At 71.7% G+C, this 21641-nt stretch carries 13 protein-coding genes; 3 read left to right on the top strand and 10 right to left on the bottom strand.

All coding sequences use genetic code 11. The features are described 5' to 3' along the window. Window positions 1–14: 14 nt before the first annotated feature. Together M503_RS0105540 and folE are read right to left on the bottom strand one after the other, a co-directional pair. Window positions 15–428 carry a YchJ family protein gene (locus M503_RS0105540; RefSeq protein WP_028920056.1) on the bottom strand — a complete coding sequence of 138 codons (414 nt, stop codon included), beginning with the start codon at window positions 426–428 and terminating at the stop codon, window positions 15–17. 16 nt (window positions 429–444) lie between these two features. Further along, window positions 445–1038 carry a GTP cyclohydrolase I FolE gene (folE, locus tag M503_RS0105535; protein ID WP_028920057.1) on the bottom strand — a complete coding sequence of 198 codons (594 nt, stop codon included), beginning with the start codon at window positions 1036–1038 and terminating at the stop codon, window positions 445–447. Between the two features lie 149 nt (window positions 1039–1187). Between folE and M503_RS0105530 the strand changes: the two genes are divergently transcribed. Next, window positions 1188–3068 carry a DUF885 domain-containing protein gene (locus M503_RS0105530; protein WP_028920058.1) on the top strand — a complete coding sequence of 627 codons (1881 nt, stop codon included), beginning with the start codon at window positions 1188–1190 and terminating at the stop codon, window positions 3066–3068. 311 nt (window positions 3069–3379) lie between these two features. Here M503_RS0105530 and M503_RS0105525 read toward each other — a convergent pair whose 3' ends face one another. Then, window positions 3380–3598, bottom strand: coding sequence for a hypothetical protein (locus tag M503_RS0105525; protein WP_028920430.1), 219 nt, complete (start codon window positions 3596–3598; stop codon window positions 3380–3382). Window positions 3599–3846: 248 nt separating this feature from the next. On the opposite strand from M503_RS0105525, the gene M503_RS0105520 reads away from it, so the two are divergent. Both M503_RS0105520 and M503_RS0105515 read left to right on the top strand, forming a co-directional pair. Beyond that, a complete protein-coding gene (locus M503_RS0105520) occupies window positions 3847–4899 on the top strand; it encodes an AI-2E family transporter (protein WP_028920431.1) in 1053 nt (350 codons plus the stop codon). A 174-nt stretch (window positions 4900–5073) separates the two neighbouring features. After that, window positions 5074–7221, top strand: coding sequence for a M3 family metallopeptidase (locus M503_RS0105515; RefSeq protein ID WP_028920432.1), 2148 nt, complete (start codon window positions 5074–5076; stop codon window positions 7219–7221). A 312-nt stretch (window positions 7222–7533) separates the two neighbouring features. Here M503_RS0105515 and M503_RS0105510 read toward each other — a convergent pair whose 3' ends face one another. The 7 genes from M503_RS0105510 to recC all read right to left on the bottom strand — a co-directional run bounded on the left by M503_RS0105510 (window position 7534) and on the right by recC (window position 21548). Next, complete coding sequence (locus M503_RS0105510) at window positions 7534–7752, bottom strand: hypothetical protein (RefSeq protein WP_037060596.1); 219 nt, start codon at window positions 7750–7752, stop codon at window positions 7534–7536. Window positions 7753–8318: 566 nt separating this feature from the next. Then, complete coding sequence (locus M503_RS0105505; protein ID WP_028920434.1) at window positions 8319–10433, bottom strand: M13 family metallopeptidase; 2115 nt, start codon at window positions 10431–10433, stop codon at window positions 8319–8321. Window positions 10434–10872: 439 nt separating this feature from the next. Continuing rightward, window positions 10873–11553, bottom strand: coding sequence for an alpha/beta hydrolase (locus M503_RS16790; RefSeq protein WP_051414302.1), 681 nt, complete (start codon window positions 11551–11553; stop codon window positions 10873–10875). A gap of 53 nt (window positions 11554–11606) precedes the next feature. Beyond that, the gene (locus M503_RS0105490; RefSeq protein ID WP_028920436.1) at window positions 11607–12650 is read right to left on the bottom strand and encodes a virulence RhuM family protein; all 1044 of its coding nucleotides are present in this window, start codon (window positions 12648–12650) and stop codon (window positions 11607–11609) included. Window positions 12651–12682: 32 nt separating this feature from the next. Beyond that, window positions 12683–14578, bottom strand: a complete 1896-nt coding sequence (gene recD / locus M503_RS15745) for an exodeoxyribonuclease V subunit alpha (RefSeq protein WP_037060592.1) — start codon at window positions 14576–14578, stop codon at window positions 12683–12685. After that, window positions 14575–18180, bottom strand: a complete 3606-nt coding sequence (gene recB / locus M503_RS0105480) for an exodeoxyribonuclease V subunit beta (protein ID WP_028920437.1) — start codon at window positions 18178–18180, stop codon at window positions 14575–14577. The genes recD and recB overlap by 4 nt, the downstream gene beginning before the upstream one ends. After that, complete coding sequence (recC, locus tag M503_RS0105475; protein WP_028920438.1) at window positions 18177–21548, bottom strand: exodeoxyribonuclease V subunit gamma; 3372 nt, start codon at window positions 21546–21548, stop codon at window positions 18177–18179. Before recC ends, recB begins: the two co-directional genes overlap by 4 nt. Window positions 21549–21641 lie beyond the last annotated feature (93 nt).

Below are 21641 nucleotides of genomic sequence, written 5' to 3'. Positions count from 1 at the left end.
CGGCTGGGCCGGGTTCAGCTGAGGTCGCCGTCCAGGTAGTACCAGCGCCCTTCGATACGCTCGAAGCGGCTGCGTTCGACCAGCCGCTGGGCGCGGCCGCCGCCGACGCGGAAGCGGGCAACGAACTCGACCTCGGCGGTATCGGGCCCGGTGCTGCGCCCGGATTTCACCTGCAGGCCCAGCCAGGCCGTGCGCTGGCCGCCGGCCTCGTCCAGGTCCAGCTCGGCCGGCGCCGGGCGGGTGTCGGGGTGCCAGGTTTCCAGCAGGTAGTCGCGCAGCTTCAGCACGTAGGCGCTGTAGCGCGAACGCATCAGCGCGACGGCATCCGGCGCCGGGGTGCCGGCATGCCAGCGCCCGCAGCAGGCGGCATAGGCCTGGTCGCTGCCGCAGGGGCATGGCCCCTCAGTGGCCTGGTCCGATCCACGCATCCCGGCCATCGGCGGATCAGCGGCGCCCGGTTTCGATGAAGCGCAGGAACTCGGCGCGGGTTCGCGCGTCCTCGCGGAAACTGCCGAGCATCTTCGAGGTGACCATGCTCACGCCGCGCTTGTGGATGCCGCGGGTGGTCATGCACTCGTGCACGCCCTCCACCACCACGCCCACGCCCAGCGGATGCAGCACGTCCTGGATGCACTGCGCGATCTGCGCGGTCATCTTCTCCTGCACCTGGAAACGGCGCGCGTAGGCCTCGACCACGCGGGCGAGCTTGCTGATGCCCACCACCTTGCCGTCCGGCAGATAGCCCACGTGCACGCGGCCGATGATCGGCGCCATGTGGTGCTCGCAGTGGCTTTCGTACTCGATGTCGCGCAGCACGATCATCTCGTCGTAGCCGGCGACTTCCTCGAAGGTGCGGGCCAGGTACTCGCGCGGGTCCTCGCGGTAGCCGCTGAACCAGTCGCCGTAGGCCTCGGCCACGCGGCGCGGGGTGTCCAGCAGGCCTTCGCGCTGCGGATCCTCGCCGGCCCAGCGCAGCAGGGTGCGCACGGCCTCCTCGGCCTGTTCCTGGGTGACGGGGTTGTCGGGCTGGGTGCTCATCGCGGCCTCGCGGGCGGCGGACTGGGCACAACATGGTACCCGACAGCCACCGCCACCCGCCCGGAACCGCGCCGACCATGACCATTTTCAGGGTGCGCCGGCAAGCGCGCGGGGGCAGAATCGGCTGTCCACCCTCCGGGAAACACGCCGTGCGCCACGCCTCCGTCCTGACTCCGCTCGCCCTCGCCCTGTCGTTCGCCCTGCTCGTGCCCGCCTGCTCGCAGCAGGGCGGCGAATCCCAGCCCACCGCCGCCACCGCCGCGCCCAGCGCCGAGGAGATCAAGGCCGAGTCCGAGCGCCTCAACACCTGGTTCGACACCAAGTACGAGGAGCAGCTGCAGTTCAGCCCGATCCAGCTGACCTTCCTCGGCCGCAAGGAACTCAACGACCAGATCGACGACATGTCCGAGGCCGGCTTCCGGAAGCAGCTGGCTTGGCTGGAAGCGTCGGTCAAGGAAATGGAGTCGAGCTTCGACTACAACAAGCTCGACCCGGAGACCAGGCTGTCCTGGGACCTGTGGAAGCACCAGTACGAAAGCGCCCGCGAAGGCGTGCCGTTCCTGCTCCATGCCTATCCGTTCGACCAGATGAGCGGCATCCAGAACCTGGTGCCGACCTTCCTGATCAACTTCCACAAGGTCGACGACGAGAAGGACTACCTTGCCTACGTGTCGCGCCTCGAGAAGGTGCCGGTGCTGTTCGACCAGCTGCTGGAGCGCACCCGCGCCTCCTCGGCGCTGGACATCCGCCCGCCGAAGTTCGCCTGGGAAGGCGTGATCGACCAGTCGAAGAAGGTGGTCAGCGGCGCGCCGTTCGACGGCGGCAAGCCCAGCGCGCTGTGGGCCGACGCCCAGGCCAAGGCCGACGCGCTGGCCAAGGACGGCAAGGTCAGCGCCGGGCGCGCGGCCGAACTGAAGGAGCTGGCGCGCAAGGCGCTGCTGGAGAGCGTGGCGCCGGCCTACGCGAAGGTGATCGCCTTCGCCGAGGAAGAGCTGCCGAAGTCGCTGGAGAACGCCACCGGCGTGGGCACCACCCATCCGGACGGCATGAAGTACTACGAGTACCAGCTCAAGCAGAACACCACCACGGCGATGACCGCCGAGGAGATCCACCAGCTCGGCCTGTCCGAGGTGGCGCGCCTGCGCGGGGAGCTCGAAACGCTGCAGAAGAAGATCGGCGTGGAAGGCGACCTGCAGGCGTTCTTCACGCACGTGCTCAACGACCCGGACCGCGTGTTCCCGAACACCGATGCCGGCCGCCAGGCCTACATCGACGCCGCCACCGCCGACATCGAGAACATCAAGCAGCAGCTGCCCAACTACTTCGGCCTGCTGCCGAAGGCCGACCTGGTGGTCAAGCGCGTGGAGGCGTTCCGCGAGCAGGATGGCGCCGCCCAGCACTACTACCCGGGCACCCCGGACGGTTCGCGCCCGGGCATCTACTACGCGCACCTGTCCGACATGAACGCGATGCCGAAGACCGAGCTTGAGGTCATCGCGTACCACGAGGGCCTGCCGGGCCACCACATGCAGATCTCCATTGCCCAGGAGCTGACCGGCATCCCGCAATTCCGCACCCAGTACAACACCACCGCCTACGCGGAGGGCTGGGGCCTGTACGCCGAGTGGCTGGCCAAGGAAATGCCGGGCACCTACAAGGACGACTACTCCGAGTACGGCCGCCTGATGTCGGAGATGTGGCGCGCGATCCGCCTGGTGGTCGACACCGGCCTGCACGCCAAGGGCTGGACCGAGCAGCAGGCGATCGACTACTTCCGCGCCAACAGCTCGGTGCCGGACGCGGCGATCAAGTCCGAGGTGCAGCGCTACCTGGTCAACCCGGGCCAGGCCACCGCGTACAAGATCGGCATGATCAAGATCCAGCAGCTGCGCAGGAAGGCCGAGACCGAACTGGGCGACAGGTTCGACATCCGCGGCTTCCACGACGCCGTGCTCGGCGGCGGCGCGATGCCGCTGGACCTGCTCGAGCGCCGCGTCGACGCCTGGATCGCGGAGAAGAAGGCGGCCTGATCCACCGCTTCGCCGCAACACGAAGGGCCCGGCTCATGCCGGGCCCTTTTTTATGGCCCTCGCCCAGCGGGAGGGGGGTGCGGAGGGGCACGCCACCAGCCAGCGCGTAGCCCGGATAAGGCCGAAGGCCGCATCCGGGGTCGCTGCGTGTGGCGCGTGATCCACGCGGGCGGGTCTGGAGCCCCGGGTGCGCTTTGCTTGCCCGGGCTACAACGGTCGGATTTGCTGCGCCTACGCGACCGGGTGCACCGTCGGTGCCCGGCCCTCTCCGCTGCCCCTCTCCCGGAGGGAGAGGGGTTTCTGGAGGATGCCTACGCCACCGCGCGGGCGGGCCCGCCGCCCAGCAGCCGGGCGGGCAGCATCAGCAGGGCGCGGAGAAAGGCGAACAGCGCCGAGAAGGTGATCCCGACCAGCCGGAACGGCAGCGACAGCAGCCACACCAGCGGCCACAACACCAGCGCCAGGAGGGCGAGCGGCCAGCACAGTACGAACAGCACGCACCAGGCCAGCAGCGCGATCAGGACTTTCATCGTGCGGTCTCCTCACACCCGGGCCACCACTGGCCCACGGATGCAGGTTGCGCGGCCGCGGACCGCGCCACAAGACCGTTTCCGACGCATCCGGGAATGCGCCGACGGAACCCGGCCAGCGGCGACGAAGCTGGCGCGCTGCACCGCCGGATGCACCGGCCGCGTGCTTGCCACACAATGGCCGCGCGGCCGCCGCGCGTGGGCCGCATCCCGGCCGCAGGCCCGCGTTCCAACCAGGACGCACCGGCATGAACGAGAGATTCCGCGCCGTCGTGCATGGCACCGTGTTCGCGGTGCTGGTGGGCTGGGTGCTGTACGTGGCCCGCGACATCCTGGTGCCGGTCGCCTTCGGGGTGATGGCCCTGTACGTGGTGCTCGGCAGCGCGCGCCTGCTGGCCAAGGTACCGGTGCTCGGGCCCGCCGCGCCGGAATGGTTGCGGCTGACGCTGGCGACGCTGGTGATCGCCGGCGCGCTGGTGCTGCTGGTCGGCGTGGCCACCGACAGCGTCGACCGGCTGCTGCAGCGCGTGCCGCAGTACCAGGCGCAGCTGGTCGCCCTGGTGCAGCAGGGCGCGGCGGTGCTGGGCATCGAGTCCGAGCCCAGCTGGGACAGCATCCGCCAGGCGGTGATGGCCCAGGTCAACCTGCAGCGCCTGGCCGGCTCGACCCTGGGCTTGGCCGCCTCGCTGGTGGGCACGCTGGTGGTGGTGGTGGTGGCGCTGTACGTCGCCTTCCTGCTGGTCGAACGCCGCCACTTCGACGCCAAGATCGGCCAGCTGGCGCCGGAGCCGGAACGCGCAGCCCGGATCCGCCATGTGGTCGCCGACATCAACCGCCGCATCGGCACCTACCTGGCGCTGAAGACCCTGCTGGGCGTGCTGCTGGGCCTGGCCAGCTGGATCATCCTGGCGGCGATGGGCGTGGAACTGGCGCCGTTCTGGGCGCTGCTGGTCGGCCTGATCGACTACGTGCCCTACGTCGGCTCGATCCTCGGCGTGGCCCTGCCGGCGCTGTTCGCGCTGCTGCAGTTCGGCGACCTGAAGACCGCGCTGGTGCTCACCGGCGCGCTGTCGCTGGTGCAGTTCCTCAACGGCCACCTGCTGGACCCGTACCTGATGGGCAGCTCGCTCAACCTCAGCCCGTTCGTGATCCTGGTGAGCCTGACCGTGTGGACCGCGCTGTGGGGCCTGCCCGGCGCCTTCCTCGCCGTGCCGCTCACCGCCAGCATCGTGATGGTGCTGGCGCAGTTCGCCGGCAGCCGGCCGATCGCGGTGCTGCTGTCGAAGAAGGGCGAGGTGTAGGCCCGCCAACCGCGTGCCGCGGGTCGGCCCGGCCGGCCGCGGCACTTGGCCCGGCGCTTGACCCGGTTTGGCGCCAGCGCGGGCACTCCGGCACTGCCTGAACGGCAAGGCGGCGGCGATCCTGCCGAGGGTGCGGCGCGACGCCGCTGGTCTTACCCTTTCCCGGAGTCCCCGATGCTGCGCAAGCTGCTGCTTTCCTCGGCGATCGCCCTGGCCCTCACCGCCTGCGGCGAGCGCCCGGCCACCGATACCGCCATGCCCGATTCCACCGCCGCCCTCCCCGCGCAAGCCGCGAACCCGCTGCTCAGCGCCAGCACCCTGCCCTTCCAGGCGCCGCCGTTCGACCGCATCCGCGACACCGACTACCAGCCGGCGATCGAGGAAGGCATGCGCCAGCACCTGGCCGAGATCCGCGCCATCGCCGACAACCCGGAGCCGCCGACCTTCGCCAACACCATCGAGGCGATGGAACGCGCCGGGGCGCTGCTGACCCGTGCTTCGCTGGCGTTCGAGGCGATGACCTCGGCGCACACCAACCCGACCCTGCAGGCGGCCGAGGAAGTACTGGCGCCGAAGCTGGCCGGCCACAGCGACGCGATCCACCTCGATCCGGCGCTGTTCGCGCGGATCAGGTCGCTGTACGAGCAGCGTGACACGCTGGGCCTCACCGAAGAACAGAAGACCCTGGTCGAGCACCGCTACAACCAGTTCGTGCGCGCCGGCGCGCTGCTGTCGGAGACCGACAAGGCCGAACTGCGCCAGCTCAACGCCGAGGAATCCTCGCTGACCACCGCCTTCGGCGCGAAGCTGCTGGCGGCCACCAATGCCGGCGCCGTGCTGGTGACCGACCGCGCGCGCCTGGACGGCCTGGACGAAGGCGCGATCGCCGCGGCCGCCGAAGCGGCGCGCGCCGCGGGCAAGCAGGGCTGGCTGCTGGAACTGCAGAACACCACCCTGCAGCCGCAGATGGCCGCGCTCAAGGACCGCAGCCTGCGCGAGGAGCTGCTGGCCGCGTCGATGAACCGCGCCGCGCGCGGCGACGCCAACGACACCCGCGCCACCATCCAGCGGCTGGCCCAGTTGCGCGCGCGCAAGGCGCAGCTGCTGGGCTTCGACAACTACGCCGCCTACGCCATCGCCAACCAGATGGCCGGCAGGCCGGAAGTGGCGCTGAAGCTGCTCAACGACACCGTGCCGGCGGCCACCGCGCGTGCCCGCGCGGAGCTGGCCAAGATCCAGGCCGTGGTCGACCAGCAGGGCGGCGACTTCGCTGCCGGCGCCGCCGACTGGGACTTCTACGCCGAGCAGGTGCGCAAGGCCGAGTACGACCTGGACGAGGCCGAGGTGCGCAAGTACTTCGAGCTGGACCGCGTGCTGAAGGACGGCGTGTTCTTCGCCGCGCACGAGCTGTACGGCATCACCGTGAGCGAGCGCCACGACCTGCCGGTGTACCACCCGGACGTTCGCGTGTTCGACGTTTTCGATGCCGACGGCAGCCAGCTGGCGTTGTTCTACCTCGACCCGTTCAAGCGCCCGAGCAAGCGCGGCGGCGCGTGGATGGGCAACTTCGTCGAGCAGGACGGCCTGGCCGGCACCATCCCGGTGATCTACAACGTCGAGAACTACACGAAGCCGGCGCCCGGCCAGCCGGCGCTGCTGAGCTACGACGAGGTCACCACCCTGTTCCACGAGTTCGGCCACGCGCTGCACGGCCTGTTCTCGAAGACCACCTACCCGAGCATCTCCGGCACCAATGTGCCGCGCGATTTCGTCGAGTTCCCCTCGCAGTTCAACGAGCGCTGGGCGCTGTACCCGCAGGTGTTCGCCAATTACGCCAAGCACCACCTCACCGGCGAGCCGATGCCGCAGGCGCTGGCGGAGAAGGTCAACCGCGCGCGCACCTTCAACCAGGGCTACGCCACCACCGAGTATCTCGCCGCGTCGCTGCTGGACCTGGCCTGGCACATGCTGCCGGCAGGCAGCGGGGTGCAGGACGTCGACGCGTTCGAGAAGCAGGCGCTGGCGAAGTACGGCATCGACCTGGCCGCGGTGCCGCCGCGCTACCGCAGCAACTACTTCAACCATGTCTGGGGCGGCGGCTACGCGGCCGGCTACTACGCCTACTTCGGCGCCGAGGTGCTGGACCACGACGCCTTCGACTGGTTCGAGCAGAACGGCGGCCTGACCCGCGAGAACGGCCGGATCTTCCGCGAGAAGATCCTCTCCATCGGTCACTCCCGCGACCTGGCCAGGGCCTACCGCGAATTCCGCGGCAAGGACCCGAGCGTGGAACCGCTGCTGGAGTTCCGCGGGTTGAAGTGAGCCCGCAACGCTGAAGCTGGACAGCAGAAGGCCCGCACAAGCGGGCCTTCTCTTTGCTCCCCTCCCCCACCGGGAGAGGGGCTACCGTGCGCCAGACCGTCAGCCACGTAGCCTGGGTAAGCGAAGCGCACCCGGGGTTCGGGTTCGGACAGGCGCGTAGCTGTCCGGCCACGGCAGGCAGATCATCCCCGGATGCGGCCTTCGGCCTTGTCCGGGCTACGCACTGCATCGAACGACTCCCGCGCCTGGCGGAAACGACGTGGCGGGAGGCAGCGGGGCAAGCCCCGCTCTACGGGGGGGCGCCCTGCGCCCTCAGCGCTTCAGGCTCGCGACGATCTCCGGCACGCTGAGCCCGATCTCCAGCTGCAGCCGCACGTACTCGCGTTCCTTGCGCGACAGCGCGCGGCCGACCTCCAGGCGCACGTCCTCCGCCTCCAGGATGCGCATGATCCGCGGCAAGGCCGAACCCACCGCGTCCGGACCATAGCCGGCTTCGCGCAGCGCGGCGCGCATCACTTCTTCAACGTCCATGGAACATCCGGATCAGGCCTGGGGCGGCCATCTTGCCTGAAGCGGCACCCGGGCATGGTGACAAGAACGCCCACGCAGGTGGGGCCCTTTGCTCCCCGCCCCCCACCGGAGAGGGTTGGGAGAGGGCTGAGTTCCGACCATCGGTCGGAGACCGACCCTCTCCCCCAACCCCTCTCCCGGGGGGAGAGGGGCTTCCGGTTGCGTGCCGCATGGCCCGGTCAGGTGGAGTGCGGCGTGCTGCTGCTGGTGAGGCGTGGAGCGTCGCCACGCGCTGCGGGCTCATCGCCGCACGAATCTCCCACCGGATGCGGCCTGCGACCTTATCCGGGCTACGAAGAAAAAGGCCCGCGTGAGCGGGCCTTCCGTTTCACTCCCCTCCCCCTCCGGGGGAGGGGTCTGGGGGAGAGGGTGGAGTGCCGACGGCGTTCGTCGAGCCCGGCCCTCTCCCCTTCCCCAGCCCAGCGCTACGGCCCGCGTCCATAGGACGCGGGCGTCCGGCAGCATGCGCGCCAGTGGCGCGCATGCAATGCCGCCTCACCCCGAAGAGCGAGGGGTCATGGCAGTCATCACCAGATCCGGACGCGGTCTTCCGGGGCGATGTACAGCGGGTCGCCTTCCTTGATGCCGAAGGCGTCGTACCAGGCGTCGATGTTGCGCAGCGGGGCGAAGGCGCGGATGTGGCCCGGCGAGTGGGTGCCGTTGACCAGCTGCTGGCGCAGGGCGTCGTCGCGCCACAGGGTGCGCCACACCTGCGCCCAGCCCAGGAACAGGCGCTGTTCGCCGGTGAAACCGTCGATCACCGGGGCCGGCTTGCCGCCCAGCGAGCGGCGGTAGGCCTCCAGGGCGATGGTCAGGCCGCCGAGGTCGCCGATGTTCTCGCCCATCGCGGTGCGGCCATTGATGTGCAGGCCCGGCAGCTGCGGGAACTCGAACGCCTCGTACTGCGCGCCCAGCTTCGCCGCCTGCGCCTCGAACTTGGCGGCGTCCTCGGCGGTCCACCAGTCGCGCAGCACGCCGGCGCCGTCGGACTTGCGGCCCTGGTCGTCGAAGCCGTGGATGATCTCGTGGCCGATCACGCCGCCGATGCCGCCGTAGTTCACCGCCGGGTCGGCCTTCGGATCGAAGAACGGCGGCTGCAGGATCGCCGCCGGGAACACGATCTCGTTCTTGACCGAGTTGTAGTAGGCGTTGACCGTCTGCGGGGTCATGCCCCACTCGCCCTTGTCCACTTCCTTGCCCAGGCGCGCGCGGCGGTAGTCCCACTCGAACTGCTTCGAACGCAGCACGTTGCCGACCACGTCGCCGTTGGCGATGCGCAGGCCGCTGTAGTCGCGCCAGGTCTCCGGGTGGCCGATCTTCAGGCCGAAGCCCTTGAGCTTGGCGTGGGCCTCGGCCTTGGTCGCCGGGCTCATCCACTCCAGCGTGTCCAGGCGCGCACCCATGGCGGCCTTCACGTTGGACACCAGCTCGTCCATCTTGGCCTTGGAGTCGGCCGGGAAATACAGCTTCACGTACTCGCGGCCCACGGCCTCTCCCAGGCTGCCCTCAACCAGGGCCACGGCGCGCTTCCAGCGCTCGCGCTGCTCCAGCTGGCCGGACATGAACTTGTCGCGGAACTCGAAGTGGGCGTTGGCGAAGCGGCTGGACAGCAGCGGCGCGGCGCCGTCGACGGCGTGGAACGCCTGCCAGGCCTGCAGCGTGGCCACGTCGGTGCCGGCGAAAATCTTCGCCATCTTCGGCACCGCGGTGCTCTGCCGCACCACCGCCAGCCTGCCCTGGTCGACGCCGGCGGCCTTGAAGTACTCGGCCCACGGGAAGCCCGGGGCGTAGGCGTCGAAGCGCTCGAACGGCACCGGGTTGTAGGTGCGGTCGCGGTCGCGGCTCTCGGCGCGGGTCCAGTGCGCTTCGGCCACCTTCGTCTCGAACGCCATCACCGCCTCGGCGTTGGCCTTCGGGTCGTTCCAGCCCGCCAGCTCCAGCAGCTGGGCGATGTAGGCGACGTAGCGCTCGCGCTGCGGGGCGAAGTTCTCGCGCAGGTACATCTCGCGGTCGCCCAGGCCCAGGCCGGACTGGCTCATGTACAGGGTGTAGTGGTCCGGGTCGCGCTGGTCGTCGGCCACGGACAGGCCGAACAGGGTGGTGTTGAAGGTGTCGCGCGCGGCCATCAGCCGGGCCAGGGCCAGGTGGCTGTCGGCCTCGCGCACGCGTTCGAGCACCGGCTGCAGCGGCGCGGCGCCGAGCTTCTCGATCGTCGCCTCGTCCATGAAACCCTGGTAGACCGCGGCGATCCTGGCGGTGTCGCCGCCGGTGGCCGGGTCGCCCAGCGCATAACCTTCCACCAGCGCGCGCACGCGCACTTCGGACAGGTCGCGCAGCGCGCGGAAGGCGCCGTAGCTGGACATGTCGGCCGGGATCCCGGTGTTCTTCGCCCAGGTGCCGCTGGCATAGGCGAAGAAGTCGGTGCCCGGCGCGACGCTGGTGTCCATGCCGGCGGTGTCGAAGCCCCAGGTACCGAAACTGGTGGCGGCGGTGGCGATGCCGGCACCACTGTCGCCCGAGCCGCCGTACAGCGCCTGCAGGGTGCAGGCCTCGTCGGCGCAGGCATGGGATTCGTGGGCGTTGGCCTGGGCGGCCAGGCCGAGGGCCAGCAGGGTCGCGGCGGTCAGCAGGGTCTTCTTCAAGGGGTTCTCCGGTGACGGCGGTGAGGCCGGTTGGCCCGTCAGGATAGTTGCAGCCGACACCGTGCACGGGTGCCGGAAGTGGGGGGCGCCGCCACGCCGGGCATGCGCGGGCCCGCCTACCATCGGCGGATGCGCCTGCTGATCCTCACCTACGGCACCGAGGGCGACACCCGCCCCCTCGCCGCGCTCGGCCACACCCTGGTCCAGGCCGGCCACTCCGTCCACCTGCTGGCCGACGTCTCCACCTTCGACACGGCCCGGGCGATGGGCCTGCCGTGCAGCGCCCTGCCCGGCGACATCCGCGCCACCCTCGCCGCCGAAGGGGCGATGAAGCGGATCACTGCCAACCTCAGCAGGCTGGCGATCGGGCACACCGGCGACTGGATGCGGCAGGCGCTGGAGGCCGGCCGCGGATGCGACGCGATCATCGTCTCAGGGCTCACCGCCTTCGTCGGCCTGTCGGTGGCCGAGGCGCTGGGGGTGCCGGCGATCGGCGCCACACGCCGGGGATGCCGACATCCTCAGCATGTCCGGGATTGGAGCCCATCGCCGCCAGCTGCGCGTCCAGCTGGGCGCCGGCGGAGTCGCCGGCGAGGAACAGGCGACCGGGATCGATGGGGAATTCGTCGGCGTTTTCCTCCAGCCACACGCGCACGTCGCTGAGCTGGCGCAACGCGTGCGGGAAGGTGGCCGATGGCGCCAGCGAATAGTCCGGCGCCACCACCGCGTAGCCTTCGGCGGCGATCAGGCGGAAGTACGGCAGCGCGTCCTGGCGGCTGCCGGACAGCCAGGCGCCGCCGTGGATCCAGATCACCACCGGCAGCCTCTTCCCGTCTTCGGCGGCCGAGGCGGGGAAGTGGATGTCCAGCAGCGCGACCGGGTCGTCCTCGCGGTACGGCAGCGCCTCGACGGTGGTGACCTCGACCGCGGGCTCGTGCTTCTCCAGCGCGCGGCGCGTGCGGGCACCACCGGCTTCGAAGGTGGCGCGGATCAGGCGCACGCCCAGACGCTTGTCCAGCGGCAGCTGCGCCGGCACGGCGATGGCGGGCAGCGTCGTGGCGAAGGCCGCGAAGGCGGCCAGCAGCAGGGCGGCGACACGGAACGCGAAGAACGGGCGCATGGCGGCGGGCCAGTCGGGGATGGCCTGTTATGGCATACCCCGTGTGCAGGCACTCATCCGCCCGTCGGCTTGCGTCGGGCAAGCAACGCCTTCTCGGCCTCCTCAAGCTGCTGCAGGTCTTCCTCGTCGGCCGCGCCGGCCTCCGCCTCGCGGCGGCGCGCGTCGAACTGCTCGTAGCGCCCATGGGCGATGGCTTTCATGTCCTCGTGGCGGACGCTGCCAGCGCCCTGGAGGAGCGGACGATCATTGAACGCAAGCAGGCGGTCGACGTTCTCCCGCCAGTAGTCCAGCGTAAGGTTCTTGCGCTCCTTCACCCGCAGCTCGGCCTGCTCGAGGAAGATCACCACCAGCCGGTTGAGCGAATCCACCTCGTCGGCGGTGAGGTAGTTCTTGGCAACGATCACGTCGGACTTGCGGACCCGCCCCCCAGCCCAGGTCGTAAGGCCCATGTTCGGCTGCTCGGCATCCGCCCGTGCAACAACCAGTTCGGCCGCAGTCTTGCCAGTTACGGCGTAGAGCAGCTTGTTCTGGACTTCCGCGAAGAACTGGCTGGACTGCGCCTCGCTGTCGCCGTAGTCGACGCTCAGGGCGAACAGGTCCCGGACCTTCTGGTAGAAGCGCTTCTCCGAGGCCCGGATCTCGCGGATGCGGGCCAGAAGCTCGTCGAAGTAGTCCCATCCTCCGGGGTTCTTCAGGCGTTCGTCGTCGATGACGAAGCCCTTGACCAGATATTCGCGCAGCTGGGCCGTTGCCCACTGCCGGAACTCCGTGCCCCGTGGTGAACGGACCCGGTAGCCGACGGCGAGGATGGTGTCGAGATGGTAGTGCTTGAGTTGGCGAGCGACCTCACGCCCACCCTCCTGGCGAACTTGTAAGAATTCCTTACAAGTTGCCCCTTCTTCGAGCTCGCCCTCGGCGTAGATGGCCCGGAGATGCTGGGTGATGTTCTGTGGCGTGACCTGATACAGCTCCGCCATCTGCGCCTGGGTCAACCAGACCGAATCGCCCTCCAGCCGCACCTGGATGCGGGTCTGCGCATCGCCGGTGCGGTACAGGATGAGCTCGGACTTCGGACGGTCCATGTCCTGGGGTTCCATGTCACCTCCGGGCCGGGAAGCACGGGTCGACATCAGGTTAGCGCCTCTTCGCCAGCACCCAGCCGCCACGCCAGTCCGGACACGCGGCGGGCATGGCGGGGCAGGGCGGTGGCGAGGATTTCCGGGCTGGCGGCCAGGTGCAGTTCGCGGCGGGCGCGGGTCAGGCCGGTATAGACCAGCTCGCGCGAGAGCACGCGGCTGTCGCGTGCCGGCAGCAGCAGCCACACCGCGTCGAACTCCGAGCCCTGCGCCTTGTGTACGGTCATGGCGAAGGCACTGTCGTGGGCGGGCAGGGTGGCCGGGTGGAATGCGCGCGGTGCGCCGCCGTTGCCGCCGGGGAACCAGGCCATCAGCTGGCCGTTGTCGTCGCGCAGGCAGATGCCGGTGTCGCCGTTGAACAGGCCGCGGCGGTAGCTGTTCTCGGTGATGAGGATCAGGCGGCCGTGGAAGAAGCCGCCGTCGCGGGCGTGGCGGGCATGGCCGCGCGCGGCTGCGGCGGACAGGCGGCCGGTGAGCAGCGCTTCGATCCGCGCGTTGAGGCTGCGCGCGCCCTGCGGGCCTTCGCGCACGGCGGTGAGCAGGCGCAGTTCGCCGGCGCGGGCCAGCGCGGCGGCCGGGTCGGGCGCTTCGGCCAGCGCGGTCCAGTGGGCGAGCATGTGCTCGCGCTGCACCGGGTCGGCCAGCGGATCGGCGAGGGCAGGGTGGTAGTGCACGCCGTCGAGCTGGCCGGCATGCAGCAGGCGCAGCGCTTCGCCGGCATCGCCGGCGCGCACGGCGGCGGCCAGCGGCGCCAGGTCCAGCGCGGCGGACTGGCGCCAGCCGCGCAGCAGGTGCACGTGGCGGGCGGGAAAGGCGCTGCGCGAGTCGTCGATCGCCGCGGCATCGACCTCGCCGAGCAGCGGGCGCAGCGCGGTCGCGTCGTCGGCCGCCAGGCGCAGCCCATCGCCGGCGGCGGCGAGGATGCCGCTGAGCACGTCGCCGGCTTCCACCGAGGGCAGCTGGTCCGGATCGCCGAGCAGGATCAGGCGCGCGCCGTCGGGCACCGCCTCGACCAGCTTGGCCATCAGCGGCAGGTCGATCATCGAGGCTTCGTCGACCACGATGAGGTCGTGTTCCAGCGGGTTGCCGGCGTGGTGGCGGAACTCCGGCACATCCGGGCGCGTGCCGAGCAGGCGGTGCAGGGTGGAACCGGCGGTGGACAGCGGCGCCAGCAGTTCCTCCCCGATGCCTTCGGCGGCCAGCAGCTGCGCGGCCTTGCGCAGGCTCTCGGCCATGCGCTCGGCGGCGCGGCCGGTGGGTGCGGCCAGGGCGATCTTCGGCGCCTCGCTGCCGGCGGCCTTGGCGCGCGCGGCCAGCAGCACCAGCAGGCGGGCGATGGTAGTGGTCTTGCCGGTACCGGGGCCGCCGGTGACCAGCAGCAGGCGCTGGCGCAGCGCGACCGCAGCGGCGCGGGCCTGGCGGTCGTCGCCGCCGGCTGCCTGCGGGAACAGGCGCGCGAACAGCGGTGCCAGCGCGGCGAGGGCGGCTTCGTCGATGGCGTCGGCGCCGCCGAGGCGCTGCAGGCCGGCGGCGAGGCGGCGTTCGTACTCGCGGTAGCGGCGCAGGTAGAGCAGGCCGTGTTCCAGCACCAGGGGTGCGTCGGCGGCGGTTTCGGCGTCGCGCGCCTGCGGCGTGGCGACCCAGGGCGAGGCTTCGAGCAGGCGCTGCCACTGCTCCGGTTCCGGCCACGGCACCTGCGCATCGACCAGGTCGTACGGGCGCGCGGGGCGGAAGCCGGCGTGGCCGGCGGACACAGCCAGCGAGGCCAGCGCCGCGGCCGTGGCGACTTCGTCCGGGGTGTCGGGCGCGAGCCGGCGCAGGCCGTGGCCGAGCGCATGGTCAACGGTGCGCAGCTGGCCGTCGCGGCGCAGGGTGTCGAGCAGGCTCATGCCGCCTCCTCCTGCGCCTGGCCGGCGAACAGCGCGTCCACCGCGTGGACCAGCCCAGGATCGAAGCACCAGGCCTGCACGCCGGGCGAGTCGGCGCGCGCGGCGTCGAGGCCGCGGCAGAACAGGTAGCGCACGCCGCCGAAATCGCGTGCGTAGTCGTACTTCGCGCCGAGGCGGAAGCGCAGCCAGCGGTGCAGGGCGACGGTATAGACCAGCGCCTGCAGCGGGTATTCGCTGTGCTCCATCGCCTCGGCCATGGACGCGGCGTCGTAGGCGGGCAGGCGGTTGGACTTGTAGTCGAGCACGTACCAGCGGCCGTCGTGGACGTAGGTGAGGTCGATCAGGCCGGTCATCAGGCCTTCCAGCTGGCGGCGCCCGCCGAAGCCCTGGCGCGTGCGCAGCAGGCCATGCGAGTGGAGCAGGGCGAGCAGGCGGTCGACGCGGGTCGGCGCCAGCGCGAACTGGAACTCGATTTCCGGGCGACGCTGGGTTTCCGGCACCTCGGCCAGGCGCGCGCCTTCGGGCAGGGCGACGGTCAGCGTGTGCCCGGCCAGCGTGGTGAGCACGCCGATGCCGGCCTCGATCTCGTCGGCGCCGTAGCCGCCGCGGCGCAGCGACTCGACGATGCGCCCGTGCTCGCCGGCCGGCGCCGGGTCGCCCGCACGCCAGTCGCGCCAGGCGGCGAAGTCGGCGTTCTCCAGCACCTCGTGCATGACCACGCCGAAGCGGGCGCCGGCGAAGCGCGGGTCGAAAGCGTCGTCGGTGCTGGCGGCTTCGGGCGGGGTGTCGGATTCGCCCGGTTCGTCGCGGCCGCCGGCGGCCGGCTGCGTGGCCGCGCTGGACGGATCGTGGCCGGTATCGGCATTGGCCAGCTGGGTGAAGCTGTAGACCCACCAGTCGCTGGCCAGCGAACGGGTCGCGCGACGCGCCGGCGGTACTTCGCCTTCGGCCTGCGGCGGCAGCCACGGCAGCGAGGCCGGCGGCGGCGCCGGATCGATCACGATCTGGCCGGGCAGGCGCGCCGCCAGCGCGGCCGGGTCCTGCACCATCGGGTAAAGCGGCGACTTCGTGTATTCGTAGAACATCCCGGTGGCCAGCCACAGCGCGTCGCGGGCGCGGGTCAGGCCGACGTAGAGCAGGCGCGCATCCTCGGCGCGCTGCGCGGTCTTCCACGCCTCGCAGGCCCCGGCCCAGCCACTGGCCTGCTCCTGCAGCTTCCAGTGCAGCACGCGGCCTTCGCCTTCATGCACCACCACGCGGCGGCCGGCGTCCGGCGGCTTGCCGCCGATGCCGGCGTAGGGCAGGAACACCAGCGGGTATTCCAGGCCCTTGCTCTTGTGCAGGGTCACTACCTGCACGCGGTGCGCATCCGATTCCAGGCGCAGCAACTGCGCCTCGTCGTCGGCGCTGGCCGCGGCGATGGCCTGCTCCAGCCAGTCGACCAGGCCGTGCAGGCCCAGCGCGTGGCGCTGCGCTTCCTGCAGCTGTTCGGCCAGCTGCAGGTAGTTGGTGAGGCGGCGTTCGCCGTCGAGCAGGCCGAGCAGGCGGGTGGCGTGCTGCGCGCAGAGGTCGCCGACGAGGGCCAGCGGGCCGCCGCGGTCGAGGCGCTCGCGCCAGCCGATCGAGGTATCGCGCCAGCGGTCCAGCGCGGTGGCGTCGGCCTCCAGCGCGGCGAGGTGGTGCGCGTCCGCGCCGACCAGCACGGTGGCCAGGGCGGCGCGCAGGCGGCGGTCGTCGTCGCCATGCAGCAGGGCCAGCAGCAGGGCGTGCAGCTCCTGCGCCTCGGTGGTGGCGAACAGGCTCTGCTTGCCGGCGGCCACCGCCGGGATGCCGACTTTCGCCAGCGCCTCGCGGATGCGGGTGGCCTCGTGGTGCTTGCGCACCAGCACGGCGATGTCGCCCGGCTGCACCGGGCGGCCGTCGATGCTGGCGCGGCCGGCGCGGGCGTCGCTGAGCACCTGGTGGATCGCGGCCACGCAGGCTTCGGTGGCCAGTTCGCGCGAACGGCTGGCGCTGTGCACCTTCTGCTTGCCCTGCGGCGGCGGCGCCTGCCACAGCACCAGCGCCGGCGCGGGCTTGCCGTCGCGCAGGTAGTCGCTGTCGGCGCGCTTGCCGCCGGGCTGGACCGGATGGAAGCGGATGCGTTCGTCGATGAAGGGCGCGGCATTGCCTTCGCCAGCCTGCGCGTACAGCGCCTCGATCGCGCCGAGCACGGCCGGCCGCGAGCGGAAGTTGTGCGCCAGAGGCGGCGCCGGTTCGGCGGTGGCGCAGGCGGCCAGGTAGGTCTCGACGTCGCCACCGCGGAAGCCGTAGATGGCCTGCTTGGGATCGCCGATCAGGAACAGCGACGGCTCGCCGCTGTCCGCACCGAACACGCGTTCGAAGATCTTCCACTGGCGCGGATCGGTGTCCTGGAACTCGTCGACAAGGGCGATGGCGTACTGCGCGCGCAACTTGCGGACCAGGTCCTCCGCGCGCGGGCCATCGAGCGCGCTGGCGACGTCGTCGATCAGGTCGTCGTAGGTCTGCACGCGCAGCTGCTGCTTGTGCAGGGCCAGGCGCCGGCACGCGTCCTCGCGGATGCGGTGCAGCAGCCCGGCGCGGCGCGCCTCGCAATAGTCGCGCATCGCCGCCAGCGCGGCGGCGTACTCTTCGACCGCGGCGCACAGCGGCGAATCCGGCGTGCGCCCGGCGGCGGCCTTGGCGGTGCGCGATTGCAGGGCCTGGCGGTGCAGCTGCGGCAGCTTGGCGTGCTCGAACGGGCGCCGCGGGTCGTCAGCCTCGCACCAGCGGCGCAGCTGCGCGAACAGGTCCTCGATCCATTCGGCCTTGTAGCTGTTGGCGTTGAGGACCTTGCCCTGCACCGCCTCCAGCAGCGAGGCGCGGAAGCCGTCGGCGTGGGCACGCGCCGATTCCACCAGGCCTTCGGCGGCGGCCTGCAGCATCGGCGTGGGGTCGGGCAGGTCGGCCGGTGGCGGCGGCGGTTGCAGGTCGGCTTCGCGCACCAGCAGCGGCAGGTCGACTGCCAGCGCCGCATAGCCCTGCGGCCACAGCGCGGCGAGGTCCTCGACGCTGTCCCCGTCGCGGCCGTGCGCGCGCCACAGGTCGGCGGCGATGGCCTCGCGCAGCGCCTGGTCGTTGGCCAGCAGTTCCGGGGCATGGAAGCCCTGGCCGCTTTCCAGTGCGTGCTCGCGCAGCACGCGGGCGCAGAAGCCGTGGATGGTGAACACCGCGGCCTGGTCGATGCCGTCGGCGGCGGCGCGCAGGCGCCGCGCCACCTGCTCGCGCGTTTCGCCGCTGGCGGCGACGTGCGCGTCGATCAGCGCAGCGGTCAGCGCGGCCTCGGGCTTGGCGCCGTCATACGGCATGCCGCCGGCGATATCGGCGGCCAGCAGCAGGCGCCGGCGCACGCGGGCGCGCAGTTCCTGGGTGGCCGCTTCGGTGAAAGTGACGGCGAGGATGCGTTCGACCGGCAGCGCGCGTTCCAGCACCAGCCGCACCACCAGGGTGGCGAGGGTGAAGGTCTTGCCGGTGCCGGCCGAGGCCTCGATGGCGCGCACGCCGGACAGCGGCAGGGTCAGGTAGGCGTCCTGCGCGCTCATGCGGCGTCCTCCGCGTCGTCGGCGACCGCCAGTCCCGCCAGCGCCTCCGGATCGACGCCTGCGTACACCTGCCCCTCGCACACCGCGACGAACACCGCCATGGCGGCATCGGCGAAGCGCAGCAGGGTGACCTCGTCGGTGAACGGGTCGCGCCCGCGCAGGGCCAGCTGCAAGGCCGGATCGGCACCTTCGGCGAAGCCCTGGCCGTTGCCGTTCCAGCGGCCGTGGGCGAGTTTCACCGCGCGCTCGAAATCGGCGCTGTTGCGGTACAGCTCCCAGCCGCTGTAGGGGGCGAACGGCAGCGGTTCGCGCAGGCCGACGGCGCGCAACTGCAGCAGGCGGCGCAGGGCGTCACGCGCCTGCTCCGGCGGCAGCGGCGCGCGGCGGTGCGGGCCATGCATGGCTTCGGCGTCCTTGTCCTTGTGGAACTGGACCAGTTCCACGCCCAGCCCGGCAGCGGAAGCCAGCAGCCAGTCCAGGCCGTCGCGGATCGCCGAAGGTCCGTTGCGTTCGCCGAAGCGCCGGCGCGCGACGCCATGCGGGTAGACCTCGTCGATGCGCCCGTGCAGGCGCACCCCGTCGATCACCGTCTCGACGGCAATCGAAGTCGGCTCCGCGTTGCCGCGCCACTGGCGGAAAGCCTCCAGCCACGGCTCCAGCGCGTACCGCTGGCCGGCCAGCACGCTGCGGCCCAGCGCACCGGACGGCAGCAGGCCGCGTGCGCGCAGCAGGGCGTGCACGTCGGCTTCGTCATCGCCACGCAGCAGCGCATCGAACACCGCGCGCTGCAGCTGGTTGCGTTCCAGCGCGCCGGCCGGGGCGCCCAGTGGCTCGATGTCCTCGCCGCGTTCCTCGACTTCCGGCAGCTCCACGCCCAGGCCGCGGGTGAACACGCGTGCGGGATTGAGCAGGAAGCGGCGCAGCTCGTCGATCGACAGGTCGCTCGCGGCTTCGGCGCCGGCCAGCGCCCCGCCTGCGAACCATGGCGGCAGGGCGGTGCGGCGCGTCGCCGGCTGCGCCGCCGCCTCGCGCCAGGCTTCGCGGTAGGAGAACCGGCGCGGCTCGCCGCCGGCGCCGAACGCGGCCGGCGAGAACGGCTGCAGCGGGTGGTGCACGACCAGGTCGCGGGCGGCGGCCTGCGGGTCCAGGTGCTGCGCGGCGGCGGCATCGACCAGCTCGGAGACCAGCACCGACGGTTCGCGCTCGCTGCCGTCGCGCGGGTCCTTCCCGATCCAGCTGACGTAGAACACGTCCTGCGCCGCGACCATCAGCTGCAGGAACAGGAAGCGGTCGTCGTCGCGGGTGGAACGGTCGCCGGCGCGGCGGTGGGCGGTGCCCAGCTCGGCGGTGAGGCGGTTGAGCCCGGCGGCCGGGTCGCGGCGCGGGAACTCGCCGTCGTTCATGCCCAGCACGCAGATCGCCCGGAACGGCAGCAGGCGCATCGGCACCATGCGGCCGATGCTGACGCCGCCGGTGAGCAGCGGCGCGCGGGTATCGGCCTCGGCCAGCACGTCGGCGAAATGCGCGCGCACCGCCTCGGCCGGCACTCCGGCCTCGTAGCCGGCGCGCGCGGCGCCCTCGGCGAAGTCGTTGACCAGGCTGCGCAGGCGGTCCAGCGCGCGTTGCGTGGCCGGGCTGGACGGCGTGCGCGGCAGCAGCGCGTCGAGCAGGCGCAGCAGGCGTTCGCGCCACTGCGCCGGCGGCATCGCCTCGCCAAGCAGGCGCGCGTGCTGGGCCAGTACGCGCAGCAGGCGTACCAGCACGTCCAGCGCATCGAGTGCGACGCCTTCCAGCAGCGGCAGCGGCGCCAGCACCTGGCCGCCGGGCAGCACGATCGGCGCATCGCTGCCGCTGGCGTGGCCGAGCAGCAGGCGGTCGAGGGCGAAGGCCCAGGTGCAGGCGTCGTCCTCCGGCGCATCAAGCCCGGCGCGGTGGGCGGCGTCGATGCCCCAGCGCGCGCCAGCCGCTTCCAGCCAGGCCTGCAGGCGTTCCAGCGAAGCGGCATCCAGGCCGTTGGCCTCGGCCAGCGCCGGGGTGGCGAGCAGATCCAGCACCTCGTGCAGGCCGAAGCGCGAGACCGGCAGCGCCAGCAAGCGCAGGAACACCTCGGCCAGCGGTTCGTTGGCCAGCGGGCTGGCGTCGGCCAGCGCGTAGGGGATGGCGTCGTCCTGGCCGCGGCGGCCGAACACCGCATCCAGGTACGGCAGGTAGGGATCGATGTCCGGCGCCAGCACCGCGACCTCCCGCGGCTGCAGCGGCGGGTCGAAACGCGGGTCGTCGAACAGGCCGCGCAGCTGGTCGTGCAGCACCTGCAGTTCGCGCAGGCGGGTATGGCAGGCGTGCAGCTGCAGGCTCGGGTCGGTGCGGTCGACTTCCGCGCGTGGCTCCCAGCCCGGCGTGGGGCGGCGATGGAACAGGTCCGACTGCAGGCGCCGCAGCAGGCTGCCGTGCAGCCGGCCGCCACCTTCGCCCGGATCGACGTGGACGTTGAAGTCGGCCGAGGCGTGGACCACCTCGTAGTCGCCGACCATGCGCATGAAGTCCACGCCGGCCGCGCCCCAGCGCTGCAGCAGCGGGTGCTCGCCGGCCTCGTCGCGCGGCTCACCGCGGCGCAGGCGCTGCAGGTCGCCCCAGTAGTCGGCCACCGGCGAAGGCACGAAGCAGTGCAGGCTGCCGACCCGTGCCTGGGTGGCGATCACCCGCAGCACGTCCGGCGACACGTTGAGCGTGGCGAAGGCCGACAGCCGCGGCGGCAGCCCCGCCGGCAGCGGGCCATCGGGTGCGCCGAAGCGCTCGAGGTACTGCTGGATGCGGCGCGCGCGGTGGACCCGGCCGCTGGCGACGCGACGCCAGAGGATGGCCTGCGGGTCGTCCGGATCGGCGCCGGCTTCCCAGCGCAGCAGCCAGTCGCGGCGCCAGGCCTGGTACTTCTCGAACACGCCGGCCAGCTCGCCGGCCAGCGACCAGGCGCGCAGCGGGTCGCCGCCGGCGACGTGGGCGGCGATCGCGCGCAACGCCGGCTGCGCCAGCAGCGTGGCGTCGGTCAGTGCGGCATACAGATGCCAGTGCAGGGTGGTCGCGTCGAGTTCGTCGCGCGCGGCGGGCTCGCCCGGCGGCGGGTTGGCGGCCAGCGCGCGGCCGACGAACTCGCCGGGGGTGAGGAACTCGAGGTTGGCGGCCACGCCGTGCTCGACGGCGAGGGTGGCCTGCAGCCAGCGGCGCATCGCCACCTGCGGGATCAGCACGATGTCCGGCGCCAGCAGCGGCTGGCCGGGCGCGGGCTCGCGCAGCACCTCGGCCAGGATGCCAGCCAGGACTTCCAGCGCGTTGGAGTGGTAAAGGCGGAAGTCGCCGGTCGGGACGCTCATCGCGTCCATCTTGCCGCAGCGGTGTCGCATCGGGCGAGACAGGACCGCCGGTCCGGCCATAATCGGGCCTCGTCCGAAGGAGCCCGAGCACCG

The sequence above is a fragment of the Pseudoxanthomonas suwonensis J47 genome (assembly GCF_000513955.1).
Classification (GTDB): Bacteria; Pseudomonadota; Gammaproteobacteria; order Xanthomonadales; family Xanthomonadaceae; genus Pseudoxanthomonas; species Pseudoxanthomonas suwonensis_C.
The sequence above is the reverse complement of the archived record's forward strand: the minus strand, read 5'-3'. Positions and strand labels throughout refer to the sequence as shown.